Raw genomic sequence first — 12,323 nt, forward strand, 5'->3', positions numbered from 1 at the left:
GCTATGACGCGGTTTCGACCTTCTCTCGCCCCCGGTTTCACTTCACTGTAGTTGCCAGATCTCCGTCAGCGCCCGGACACCCGGTGCGATCACGGAGAGCGATGGACCCGACAACACAGATCTGCCGGCGCGGATGCATCCCGCAAGGTGCACCGGCCGGGCCGAGAAAGCGTGGAGGGACAGTGGAGCTCGTGGATTCGCTCGGTGGAGGACAAGGGGGGACCGCGGTGCGGTCCGTTCGCCCCGCCCCGGGAATCGCCACGGCACGTCCGGTGCCGCCTACTGTCGCTTCCGCCGTCGCCGCCTCGGTGTCCGCTGACCCGCGTACCGCGGGCGTGCGGCACTTCGAGGGCGGCCAGGTCGTGTGGCGCGTGCAATGCGGGGATCTGATCAGCCGCGAGCGCGCCGTCACGGTGTTCGTCGAGGACGACGAGGTCGTCGTGGTTTCCCCTCCCGGGGAGACCGCCCGTCTCACGTCCGGCCAGCTCGGCCAGCTCCGGGCCGCGCTCAACGAAGCCGCCACTATGGCGGAAAGGTGACGGTGAGTTTCTCCATGGATCAGGTTCTCGGCCAGGTTCTCCGCAACGCCGTATGGGAGCGCCTCGACATGCTGTCCGACCTGGCGGAACGCGCCGACGCCCCGTCGCTGGTCTCGGTCGCCCGCTCGGAACTGCCCCGGCTCGCCGAAGGCTGGCGCGCGATGCTGCAGGCGCACGAGCCCGACGAGCGCGGCGACTGCCCCACCTGCTCGACGCGCTGGCACCGGTGCAAGGCCCCGTGCTCGGTGTGGCAGGTAGCGCACGAGCACCTGGTCGCGGGCGGTCTTGCCCCGCAGGCGCTGTCCGCGGCCGGGCACCGTCCGGCCCGCCGCCGCGCCGCGGTCGCCGCCGTTCCCGGGCAGAACCGGCGGGCCGAATCCCCCGCGGAGACCACCGGCAGGCACGCGCTGGTGAAGCCGCGCGCGGTCAGCGCCTGATCTTCCGGGTGGGGTGCTTCCGGGCGGAGCACCTCACCCGGTCTCGACTGGCGAGCGCGCGACCTCCGGAAGCCCCAACCGGACTGGTCGCCCGGCATCCTCGCCCGGCCGAGGGCTGGTCCGTCCGTCCCCCCGAGCGAGACGGGCCGCCCTCGGCCACCCCCGCCCCTAAACGCGATTAATCGAAAAATGTCCGGCAGAACACCTAGCGGACGCAGTAATCGGACGCTAGGTTGAAGATCATCGCGCTGGCGCTCATCCGCTGGCCGCGACTCAGAACTCCGCGGGCCGGTGCCGTTGCACTCCCCTCCCCCGACCGGCACCGGCCCGCGGTTCCACTTCCCGAAACCCGTCGGCTCGTCCGGCGGGTTTCGGCGTTCGCACCGCTGGACAACGCTTTACGCGACGGCGCGTGGGTGCACTGACAAGGTAATTCCGCGCAACACCAGGACAACCCCCGCGGAACTGTCGGTAACCTGCCCAGGGGGGACCGTGCTTTCGAATTCGGCTGCGCGCCCACGTGAGCGAGTTGAGCGCGGAGAAGGGCCGATATGTCGAATCCACTGGTGGCCGAAAAGAAGGACTCGACCTCGGCGATCTCCGGCATCTCGATCCTCGAGGCCGGAAAGGGCCTGAAGGACGGTATCGAGTCCGGCGACTGGGCGGCGACCGTGATGGGCGCGGTCGGGGTCGGCATGGAAGCGCTCGCCGCGGTGATGGACCCGTTCGGCGCGATCCTCGCCGCGGGTGTCGGCTGGCTGATCGAACACGTCGGCCCGCTCAAGGAGGCGCTGGACAAACTGGCCGGGGACCCGGACCAGATCCACGCCTACTCCGAGACCTGGAAGAACATCTCCAAAGAGGTCGGCTCCGTCGCGCAGGATCTCGCCGCGCAGGTCAAAAAAGACATCGAGTCCTGGGAGGGCGGCAGCGCCGACGCCTACCGCAAACAGGCCGAGGAGGTCGCCAAAACCCTCGAAGGCGCCGCGCAGGCCTGCGAGGGCGCGGGCAGCGGGGTGAAGACCGCGGGCGAGGTCGTCGGCGCGGTGCGGATGCTCGTGCGCGACATCATCGCCCAGGTCGTGGCGCACCTGATCTCGTGGGCGCTGCAGGTGCTGTTCACCCTCGGCATCGGCATGGCCTGGGTGGTGCCGCAGGTGGTCAACCTGGTGGCCAAGACCGCCAAGCAGATCGCCGAACTGGTCAAGAACCTGACCAAGGCGCTCAAGGAACTCGGCAAGCTGCTCACCAAGGCGCGCGGCCTGTTCGACGACGTCGCCAAGTCGATGAAGGGCATCAAGTCGGGCGGCAAGGACGCCGGGCACACGCCGAAGGACATCAAGACGGGCGGCGGGTCGACCAAACCGTCCGGCGCGAAGGACACCCCGAACGAAAAGGGCGGCGGTGGCGGTGAGAAGCCGCCGCCGGTCAAGGACGAATCCACCACCACCTCCGGAGCCCACGACGGGCCGCCGGAGAACAAAGGCGGCGCGAACCACGAGCCGCCCCCGCGCGAACCCGCGAAAGACGAGACGCCGGGCAACGGGGAATCCGGTGGCGGAGCGGGCAAAAACGACCGCGGCGGAAACGAGCGGTCCAATCCGGAGAAGGACAAGACCGAGGCGTCCAACGCGAAGAACGAGGGCGACGGCGATCCGCCCTGCCTGACCGACCCGGTCGTCATCTCCAGCGGCGAGGTGCTCGTCGAGGACTACGACCTCGAACTGCCGGAATTGCTGGTGCGGCGGACGCATCGCTCGTCCTACCGTTCCGGGGGCTGGTTCGGCCCGACCTGGGCGTCCACTGTGGACCAACGGCTGGAGTCCGGCGACGAATACCTCCGGTTTTACGGGCCGGAGGGCGTCATCCTCTACTACCCGAAGCCCGCTGGGGACGAGCCGGTGCTGCCGATCGAGGGCGCGCGCTGGCCGCTGACCCGGCACGCCGACGGCAGCTGCACGATCGACCAGGCGCGTCCGGACCGGACCATGCGGTTTTCCGGCGAGGGCAAGACTTTGCCGCTCCGCTCGATCGAGGACGCCGACGGCGCGCGGACCGAACTGTCCTACGACGACGCCGGCGCGCCCGCGCTGCTCACGCATTCCAGCGGACTCCAGGTCGGCTTCCGGACCGACGGGCACCGCGTCACCGAACTGCGGATGATCGGCGCCGGCTCGGCTCCGGACGTCGTCGTGCGCGGCTATCGCTACAACTACCAAGGCCAGCTTTCCGAGGTCGTCAACTCCTCGGGAACGGCGATGCGGTACACCTACGACCCCGACGGCAGGGTCACGAGCTGGCAAGACCGCAACGGGGTCTCCTACCGCTACGTCTACGACGCCGAAGGGCGCTGCGTGCGCACCGAGGGCGATCAGGGCTTCTACAGCGGTGCCTTCGAATTCAACCCCGCGGCTCGCATCACCCGGTTCACCGATTCGCTCGGCCACGTCTCGGAATACGAATACAACCTGGAGGGACGCCCGGTCCGGGAGACCGACCCGCTGGGCAACGTGACGCTGTCGGAGTGGGACCGCTATGGCAATCTGCTCCGCCGGGTCGACCCGCTCGGCCGGGTCACCGAGTACACCTACGCCGAGGACGGCACGCCGCTCACCATCGCGCGTCCCGACGGCAGCCTCGCCGAACTGGAGCACGACGGCACCGAGCTGGCCTCGATCACGGTGCACGGCAACGGACGGACCTGGCAGCGCCGGTACGACCAGCCCGCGGAACCGGAGCTGATCGGCTTTCCGGGCGAAGCCGAGGTTTCCGGCGAGGAGCTGGACCAGTTCGGCAGGCCGCGCACGGCGCCCGAGGTCGGCGGCGGACGCGTGCGGCTGGGCTGGACGGTCGACGGCAAACCCGCCTCGCGCGTCGGGGTGCGCCGCGAGCGCGCGATGTGGCGGTACGACCGCGAGGGCAACGAGATCGAGCACGTCGACGAACTCGGCCGGGCGACCCGGCGCGAATACGGCCCGTTCGACGTGGTCACCGCGGTCATCGACCCTTCCGGCGCGCGCACCGGCTACACCTACGACACCGAGCTTCGGCTGACGTCGGTGACCGATCCGCTGAACCGCACCTGGACCTACACCTACGACCCGCTCGGCAGGCTGGTCGCGCAAACCGACTTCGACGGCCGGACCCGGACCTACGCCTACGACGCGGCCGGACAGACCGTCGCGGTGACCGAGCCGGACGGTTCGGTCACCGCGAACGAGTACGACCTGCTCGGCAACCGCATCGAGATCCGCACTCCGCACCGCACTGTGCGCTACGCCTACGACCCGGTCGGCAACGTCGTGCGCGCGGAATCCGCGGACTCGGTGGTGGAGTTCGACCGCGACCTGTACGGCCGGGTCGTCCGCGAGGCGATCGACGGCGTCGAGGTGCGCTTCGCCTACGACGAGGAACAACAGACCATCCGCCGCCGGACCCCGTCCGGCGCGGAAAGCGTGTGGGCCTTCGACGAGGAAGACCGGCCGGTTTCGCTGACCACCGCGGGGCACACCGTGCGCTATCGGCTGGACGGCGAAGGCCGCGTGCTCACCCGCGACACCGACGGGATCAGCACCCTGCAGCAGGCGTTCGGCCCTCGCGGGCTGGTCACCGCGCAGCAGGTTTCCCGTGGAACAACGCCGGTGCGGCGGCGCGGTCTCGAGTACTACGCGGACGGCAGTCTCGCCGCGGTGCAGGACAGCCTTTCCGGGAGAACCGCCTACACGCGGGACCCGGCCGGGCGCGTGGTCGCGGTGTCTTCGCCGGCGGGCACGGAGGAACTGCGCTACAACCCGGCCGGCGAACTGACCGCCTGGTCGGGCAGCTCCGGGCTGTCGTCGGACTACGACTCCCTCGGCCGCCGGATCCGGCACCGCGAGGTGCATCCGGGCGGCGTGCGGGTGTGGGAGTACTCCTGGACCGGCGAACTGCTCACGGGCCTGCGCACGCCGGACGGCGCGCAGTGGCGCTACCGGTACGACCCGCTCGGCCGGCGGATCGCCAAGGAGCGGTTGCTGGCCGACGGCTCCGTAGCGGAATCGACCCGGTTCGTGTGGGACGGCTTCGTGCTCATCGAACAAGAGCACACCGACCCGTCCGGAGTGCGCCGGACGACCACCTGGGAACGCAGGCCGGGCAGCGACGAGCCGGTCACCCAGCTCGAACGCGGCCCCGGCGGCGACCGGTTCGCGTCCGTGGTCACCGACGCCATCGGCACCCCGACCGAACTGATCGACGAGCACGGCGGACTCGCCTGGAGCGCGCGCCGAACGCTCTGGGGCCGGGTCCAGCCGGGCGGCATCCCGCTGCAGTTCCCCGGCCAGTACGCCGACGCCGAATCCGGATTGCACTACAACGTTTTCCGCTACTACGACCCGGCCGTCGCGCGCTACATCAGCCAGGACCCGCTCGGGCTGGAGGGCGGGCCGAACCCGAGCAACTACGTTCCCGACCCGTTCGCCAACACCGACGTGCTCGGCCTCAAATGCGGCGACAAGGACACGAGCCCGCCGCCCGCCGACTCCACGGCCAAGCACAACGCCGACAACGGCGGCGGGAGCACCAGTTCCGCCTCGGCCGACAAGGGCAAAGGCAAGGCCGACAACAAGCGCAAGCGCGACAAGGACGACGACGGTTCCAGCGGCTCCGACGGCAAGTCGAACGCGAAGAAAAAGAAGGACGACGTCTGGGACCGGACGGCGTGGAACTCAGACGCCAAGAACGCGCGCAAGAACCAGACCGGCGACAAAAACGATCCGTTCTACAAGGCCGACAAAAATGTGGCTCAGCGGCACATCATCTCGTTCCAGAAGATGCGCGACGGCTTGAAGAACTGGGTGCACGAGCAGCCGACCGAGAAACAAAGCGCGCTGACCAAGAAGTACGGCGAGGAAGAACTGCCGAAGCTGCACAACCAGCCCAAGAACCTGCCGCTCGGGCCGCAGCACACCAACGCCGGGATCGGCGGCGTGGCCACCCGGATCGACAAGATCGAGGACGGGGTCGCGGGCAAGATCAAGGTGGACAAGAACGACAAGATCACCACCGAGAAGCCGAAGTGGCCGAGCGAGTCCCTTGACAAGACCGGCGGCTACGCCACCAGGGACAACCCGACACTCAACAAGCATTCGACCCCGATCGGCCAGCAGGCGGACCGCATCACCGATCCGAAGGAGATGAACCGGGCCACCCGGGACATCGGCGACAGCGCGGACTTCGACTGGCCCGGCGGAAAGAAAGAGGAATTCGAGAAGTGGCACAAGTCCTTCCTCGAATTCACCGATCTCAAGGAAAATCCGAAGAACTACACGCAGAAAGACGTGGACGGCATCATCGACCGCTTCCATAATCTGCCCACACCGTCCGGGCGGCATCCCACGATCGACGAGTTCAACAAGGCCCCGGACGGCCACCCGTACCGGTTCGACGACAAGGGCAAGCCGGTCGACATCAACTCCGACCAGCACCCGGACTGGAAGCGCCCGGACAAGCCGCTCGACGGCAACGACATGCGCACCGAGTGGGGCAACCGGAACGCGCAGGGCAAGGGTCCGACTGACAAGGACTGGGACGACCTCGAGAACGGGAAGTACGACCCGAAGGAGTGGAGCGACCCCAAGAAAAAGGAGTACCTGGACGGGGTCGGCGAGCCCAGCAAGGACGACATCACAGAGGCCGCTGCCAAGCACGAGGCCACGGCCAAAGAGTGGACGGAGAGAGCGGACGAGAACGCGAGGAAGAACGGCTGGAAGGACTGACGCCGGAAGCCCGGTGCGGCAAGAGAACCGCGCCGGGCTCCGCGGATGTCAGGCGGTTTCCTCCGCGTCGCGGGCGGCGAACACCTCGCGTGCGGCGAAGGTGGCGTTCAACGCTCGCGGGAATCCCGCGTACACCGACGAGTGCAGGAGCGCCTCGGTGATTTCCTCTCGGCTAAGCCCGACGTTCAGCGCCGCGCCGATGTGCACTTTCAGCTGCGGTTCGCAGCCGCCGAGCGCGGTCAGCACGCCGAGGGTGACCAGCTGGCGGCTGCGGGGGTCGAGACCGGGCCGGTCGTAGATGTCGCCGAAGGCGAACGCCGCGACGTGGTGCCCGAAGTCGGGGTTGATGTCGGCGAGGGATTCGATGACGGCTTCGCCCTGGTGACCGTCTATCCGGGACAGCACCTCGAGGCCGTGCTCGCGGCGGGCGACGTTCTCCGGGCTGTCGATGTCGTGCTGAGTCACGGCCGGGGGCCTTCCTGGTAGAGAGCGATCTTGTATTCGGTGGCGGCGAGGGAAAGCTGGAGCTGGGCGATCTGCGCGCGCAAGGTGTCGCGATGCTCAAGCAGCATCTCGACCCGTTCGGGCACCGTGTCCGTGCCGGAATCGATCAGCTCGACGTACCGGCGCAGATCGCTGATCGGCATGCCCGACGTGCGCATCCGCGTGAGAAACACGAGACGGCGCACCGAAGCCGCGTCGTAGACCCGATGTCCGGCACCGTCGCGGGCGACCTGAACCAGCCCGATCCGCTCGTAGTACCGCAGCGTGTGCGGGTTCAGCCCGAGGTGTTCCGCCGTGGTGGCGATGTCCCATTCGGTCGCGTCGTCGTCGCGGGCCAGCTCCCGCAGCGCCTCGACCGACACTCCGCCCGGCGGGTCGACCGCCAGCCGCAGCGCCTCGATCAGCGCGTCTTCCTTCTCCATGCCGCAGACGCTAAGCCTGTGAGCGCGCTCAAACGCAAGCCCTAACCCACCGACCGCACGCGAGTCACCAAAACCCCGGCCAGCAACGTCGCCACGGCGGACGCCCCGAACAGCCCTGGATACCCGCCGAGCCACTGCAGGATCAACGTCGTCAGCAGCGGTGCGACCACCTGCGGCAGCGAGTTCGCGATGTTGACCACGCCGAGGTCCTTGGCGCGGTTCTGCGCGGCGGGCAGCACCTGGGTCAGCATCGCCAGCGCCACCGCCATGTAGGTCCCGAACCCGATGCCCAGCAGCGGCGACGCCACCAGCGCCACCGGCCAGGTCTGCCACACCACCAGCAGCACCGCGGCCAGCGCCATGATCGCCGCCGAGCCGAGGACGTACGGCTTGCGCTTGCCGGACTTGTCCGAGAAGTGCCCGGCCAGCACCGCGCCGATCACCAACGCCACGCCGTACAGCCCCATCATGATCAGCAGCCCGCTGTCCGGATCCGGGTAATGCACCGCGTCCTTGAGGAAGAACAGCAGGTAGAGCGTGCCGAACGCGTTGCCGAGGTTGATCATGAAGTGGCAGCCCCACGCCCACGCGAAATCCGGGTGCCGCCGCGGCGAGACCCACAGGTCGACGAGGATTTCGCGGATCCGGCCACTCGGCCGGAATTCCACCGGGAGCCGCGCGTCCGGCGTGCGCAGCACGAACGCCGCGGCGCCGGCGAGCACGATCGCGGCGCAGACCGCGTAGCCGAGCGGCAGTCCGGCGAGGTCGAGCATCACCACGACCACCACCGCGCCGAGCACGGTGCCGAGCATCTGCGCGATGCCGACCAGCCCGCCGACCTGCGCGCGCTGCCCGACCGGAACCCGGTCGGCGATGCCGGACATCAGCGTCGCGAGCATGCCGTTGAGCCCGGCCTGCACGAGACACCAGCCGATCGTCATCACCACGACGTTCGGGGCCTCGGCCAGCACCAGCAGCCCGGCCGCGCCGAGCGCGCCGCCCGCGATCGTCCACGGATGCCGCCTGCCGAACCGCGAACAGGTGCGGTCCGAGAGCAGGCCGATCGCCGGGTTCGCGACGAGCGCGACGGCCGCGCCGATCCCGGTCACGATGCCGAACACGGCTTCCTTGTGCGCGGCGTCGAGCAGTTCGGCCTGCTGGGGCAGGAGAACCTGAATCGGCGCGTAAATACCCAGCCAGAGCGCGATGTTCGCGAGGAACAGCAGCGTCATCCACCCGGCGCGGACGCGTTTGACCGGCTCGGCGAAGACGTCCGGGACAGCAGCGGCGGCGGTGTCACTCATGGCGGACCAGCTTCCGGTACCAGGCGAAGGAATCCTTGGGCGTACGGCGTTGCGTTTCGTAATCCACGTGCACGAGCCCGAACCGCGGCGCGTAGCCCTTGGACCATTCGAAGTTGTCCAGCAGGGACCAGACGAAGTATCCGCGCACGTCCACGCCGGCATCCATCGCTTCGCGCAGCGCTCGCAGGTGGCTGTCGAGGAATTCGACCCGTTCGGGGTCGGGCACGGTGCCGTCGGCGGCCGGTTCGTCGGCGAAACTGCAGCCGTTCTCGGTGATCTGGATCGGCGGCAGGTGCTCGCGGTAGCGCTCGTGGAAGGACACCAGCAGGTCGCGCAACGCCTGCGGGACGATCGGCGAATCGTTGGTGGTCATCGGATAGCCCTCGATCGGGCGCAATTCGAACGGCAGCGGGTTGCCCTCGCCGGGAGCCGTCACGCCTTGGGGTTCGTAGTAGTTGACGCCGTAGAAATCGAGCGGCTGCGCGATCGTGGCCAGGTCGTCGGCGAAGTTTTCCGGCAGGTGCGGGTGGACCTGTTCGGGGTAGCTGCCGAGCAGCATCGGATCGGCGAAGGTGCGGTTGATCAGCGCGTCGAGCCATTCGGCGGCTTCGCGGTCGGCTGGCGTGCCGTGGTCCGGCCAGATCGGCGAGTGGTTGTTCGCGGTGCCGATGCCGGTCGCGCCCGCCGCGCGCAATGCCTGCACGGCCAGGCCGTGCGCGAGATTCTGGTGGTGCGCGGTGGGGAGCGCGTCGAGCAGGAGGAACTGGCCGGGCGCGTACTCGCCGATGCCGTAGCCGTAAATCGACATGACCATCGGCTCGTTGAGCGGGATCCAGAGTTTCGCCCGATCGGCGAAACGTTCGCCCACGATCGTGGCGTATTCGGCGAAGCGGAAGGCGGTGTCACGGGAACGCCAGCCGCCCGCGTCCTCGATCGCCTGCGGCGTGTCCCAGTGGTACAGCGTGATCGCCGGGGCGATCCCGGCCGCGCACACCTCGTCGATCAGCTTGTCGTAGAAGGAGAGTCCTTCCGCGTTGGGCTTGCCGGTGCCGTCCGGCTGGATCCGCGGCCACGCGATCGACATCCGGTAGGCGCCGACGCCGAGTTCCGCCATCAGAGCGATGTCCTCGGAGTAGCGGTGGTAGTGGTCGGCCGCTACCTTGGCGTCCTCGCCCCTGGCGATCTTGCCTTCGGTGGCGGTGAACGTGTCCCAGATGGACGGTCCGCGGCCGCCTTCGGCCGTCGCCCCCTCGATCTGGAACGCCGAGGTCGAGACACCCCACAGGAAGTCGGGCGGGAAGGTCGGATGGTCCACGCTGAGCACCCCTTGCCTCCGGACACCCTCGCGGGTGAACGTGAAAAGTTCTCATATGTTAGGTCGTCACTCGTCTCGGGGGAAGCCCCGCGGGGCGCTAAAGTCCCAGATCAGATGAGTGAATCGCGAGAGACTCCGAGGAACGACGTGGCCGAGACCCAGGCTGAACCCACGCCGCTGCGGCGAAAGCCGGTTCAGCAACGCAGTGCCCGGCGGGTGGAACAGATGCTCGACGCGAGCGCCGTGCTCATCGACGAGCTGGGCTACGACGCGCTCACCACCACGCTGATCGCCAAACGCGCGGGCGTCGCGGTCGGGTCGCTGTACCAGTTCTTCCCGGACAAACGCGCGGTCGTGCAGGCGCTGACGCAGCGAAACCTGGAACGGTTCGTCGCCGCGGTGAACGAGCGGCTGCAAGAGCTGAGCCCCGAGCACTGGTGGAACATCGTCGACTCGGTGCTGGACATCTACCTGCGGATGCACCGCGAGGTGCCGGGGTTCTCGAAGGTCCACTTCGGAGACGTCATCGACGTCCGGCTGCTGGCCGACGACCGCGACAACAACTCGGTCATCGCGGATTCGCTGGTCGAAATCCTGCGCGGGCACGTCGACCGGCCCGCCGACGAGCTCCGGTTCGCCATCGCGATCGCCAACGAAACGGCGGACGCGCTGCTGAAACTCGCCTTCCGCCGCGATCCGAACGGCGACGAGCGGATCGTCGCCGAGGCGAAGAACGTGGTGAAGGGCTACCTGGCCAGCAAATTCGGCGACTGAGCGCTCAGCCGAAGTTCTGCCCCTCGCCGCGGTAAGTCGGGACGGTGCGTTCCACCTGGCTGCCGCGGACGAGGTGGTAGGCCAGGAACCGCTCGGCCAGTTCCCCGGCTTTCGCGTGCCGCAGCCAGACCCGGTCACCGAGCCGCAGGGTTCGCGCGGCCTCGCCGGTCACCGGCGTCTGCACCTCGCCAGCACCCTCGAAACCCAGCAGGCGCAAGCCTTCCGGCAGGTACGGCGACGGTTCGCGCGAAGGACCGGTCGGGCCGGAGGCGATGTATCCGCCGGAGTACAGCGTCGCCACGTTCTTCGCCGGACGGCGCACGACCGGCAATGCGAACAGCGCCGCCGGGCGCGGGTGGAAGTGCGAGTAGCCGTCGAACAGCGTGGGCGCGAGGAATCCGGAACCGGCGGCGATCTCCGTGACCACGTCCTCCGCGCCGGTGGTCTCGATGCTCCCGGTGCCGCCGCCGTTGACGAACTCCAGGTCCGCGACCTCGCGCACGGCACGCACCGCGGCACTCCGGCGCCGGGCGAGTTCAGCCGCGGAACGGCGTTGCATCCAGGCGACCACCCGGTTCTGCAAGCCTTTTCCCGCGGCGTCGCCGAGTCCGGCGATCTGGCCTTCGTACGCCATCATCCCGACCAGCTGGAAGCCCGGCCGGTCGACGATCTTTCGCGCCACCGCTACGGCCTGCCCCGGTGTGAACACCGGCGAGCGCCGGGTGCCGACGTGCACGCCGGGCAGCGGACGCCAGGACGCGTCGAGTTCGAGGCACACGCGGATGTCCGGGTGACCGTGGCCGAGCGCGGCGTCGACGAGGTCGAGGTGTTCGGTCGAATCGACCATGATCGTGATCGCCGCACGAGCACGTTCACTCGCGGCCAGGCGGCGGAGGGCTTCGTGGTCGGCGGTCGGGTACGCGACCACGATGTCGTCGGAAGTGCCCAGCTCAGCGTGCCAAACGGCCTCGGCGAGCGAGTAGCACATCAGGCCTTCGAAGCCGTCTCGCGCGAGCGCTCGCTCCAGCAGCGCACGGCAGCGCACGGACTTGCTGACCACCCGGATCGGCTTGCCCGCGGCCCGGCGCAGCAGGTCGTCGGAGTTGGCGTCGAAGGCGTCCAGGTCGACAATCGCGAGCGGCGGATCCAGGTCCTTCGTCGCGAGGTCGTACCCGTGCGCTGAGGTGGTCACGGCACTTACGGTACGACAACAAAGCTTGAAACGCGAATACTATTCACTTACGGTTCCGGCATCTATCGTGGGAACCTTCC

The 12,323-nt window shown here is 68.7% G+C and carries 9 protein-coding genes; 4 read left to right on the plus strand and 5 right to left on the minus strand.

The genetic code is table 11. The annotated features are described in order from the left end of the window. Window positions 1-182: 182 nt before the first annotated feature. From ACZ63D_RS15100 to ACZ63D_RS15110, 3 genes are all read left to right on the plus strand, one after another. A complete protein-coding gene (locus ACZ63D_RS15100) occupies window positions 183-539 on the plus strand; it encodes a hypothetical protein (protein ID WP_465354908.1) in 357 nt (118 codons plus the stop codon). 14 nt (window positions 540-553) lie between these two features. Next, window positions 554-976 carry a hypothetical protein gene (locus ACZ63D_RS15105; RefSeq protein ID WP_465355548.1) on the plus strand — a complete coding sequence of 141 codons (423 nt, stop codon included), beginning with the start codon at window positions 554-556 and terminating at the stop codon, window positions 974-976. 551 nt (window positions 977-1,527) lie between these two features. Continuing rightward, window positions 1,528-6,732 (plus strand): RHS repeat-associated core domain-containing protein, encoded by a 5,205-nt coding sequence (locus tag ACZ63D_RS15110; RefSeq protein ID WP_465354909.1) that lies wholly within the window; start codon window positions 1,528-1,530, stop codon window positions 6,730-6,732. 48 nt (window positions 6,733-6,780) lie between these two features. On the opposite strand, the gene ACZ63D_RS15115 is transcribed toward ACZ63D_RS15110, so the two are convergent. From ACZ63D_RS15115 to ACZ63D_RS15130, 4 genes are read right to left on the minus strand one after another with little or no spacing between them, the layout of a single operon-like run. Then, window positions 6,781-7,197, minus strand: a complete 417-nt coding sequence (locus ACZ63D_RS15115; RefSeq protein WP_465354910.1) for a carboxymuconolactone decarboxylase family protein — start codon at window positions 7,195-7,197, stop codon at window positions 6,781-6,783. Further along, window positions 7,194-7,658 carry a MerR family transcriptional regulator gene (locus tag ACZ63D_RS15120; protein WP_465354911.1) on the minus strand — a complete coding sequence of 155 codons (465 nt, stop codon included), beginning with the start codon at window positions 7,656-7,658 and terminating at the stop codon, window positions 7,194-7,196. Before ACZ63D_RS15120 ends, ACZ63D_RS15115 begins: the two co-directional genes overlap by 4 nt. Window positions 7,659-7,699: 41 nt before the next feature. Continuing rightward, entirely contained in the window at window positions 7,700-8,962 is a 1,263-nt protein-coding gene (locus ACZ63D_RS15125; protein ID WP_465354912.1) for an MFS transporter, read from the minus strand. Beyond that, on the minus strand, window positions 8,955-10,277 hold the full coding sequence (locus ACZ63D_RS15130; RefSeq protein ID WP_465354913.1) for a GH1 family beta-glucosidase: 1,323 nt from the start codon (window positions 10,275-10,277) through the stop codon (window positions 8,955-8,957). Before ACZ63D_RS15130 ends, ACZ63D_RS15125 begins: the two co-directional genes overlap by 8 nt. Before the next feature lie 114 nt (window positions 10,278-10,391). Here ACZ63D_RS15130 and ACZ63D_RS15135 point away from each other — a divergent pair, with 114 nt between their 5' ends. Beyond that, entirely contained in the window at window positions 10,392-11,051 is a 660-nt protein-coding gene (locus tag ACZ63D_RS15135) for a TetR family transcriptional regulator (RefSeq protein WP_465354914.1), read from the plus strand. Between the two features lie 4 nt (window positions 11,052-11,055). Here the strand turns inward: ACZ63D_RS15135 and ACZ63D_RS15140 are convergent, their stop codons facing one another. Further along, window positions 11,056-12,243, minus strand: coding sequence for an amino acid deaminase/aldolase (locus ACZ63D_RS15140; protein WP_465354915.1), 1,188 nt, complete (start codon window positions 12,241-12,243; stop codon window positions 11,056-11,058). Window positions 12,244-12,323 lie beyond the last annotated feature (80 nt).

The sequence above is a fragment of the Amycolatopsis sp. NPDC104775 genome (genome assembly GCF_055583325.1).

Bases quoted from the DNA above. Each gene is read 5' to 3' on its own strand.
- ACZ63D_RS15110 (WP_465354909.1), top strand. From the start codon at position 1,528: ATGTCGAATCCACTGGTGGCCGAAAAGAAGGACTCGACCTCGGCGATC.
- ACZ63D_RS15135 (WP_465354914.1), top strand. From the start codon at position 10,392: ATGAGTGAATCGCGAGAGACTCCGAGGAACGACGTGGCCGAGACCCAG.
- ACZ63D_RS15120 (WP_465354911.1), bottom strand. From the start codon at position 7,658: ATGGAGAAGGAAGACGCGCTGATCGAGGCGCTGCGGCTGGCGGTCGAC.
- ACZ63D_RS15125 (WP_465354912.1), bottom strand. From the start codon at position 8,962: ATGAGTGACACCGCCGCCGCTGCTGTCCCGGACGTCTTCGCCGAGCCG.
- ACZ63D_RS15105 (WP_465355548.1), top strand. From the start codon at position 554: ATGGATCAGGTTCTCGGCCAGGTTCTCCGCAACGCCGTATGGGAGCGC.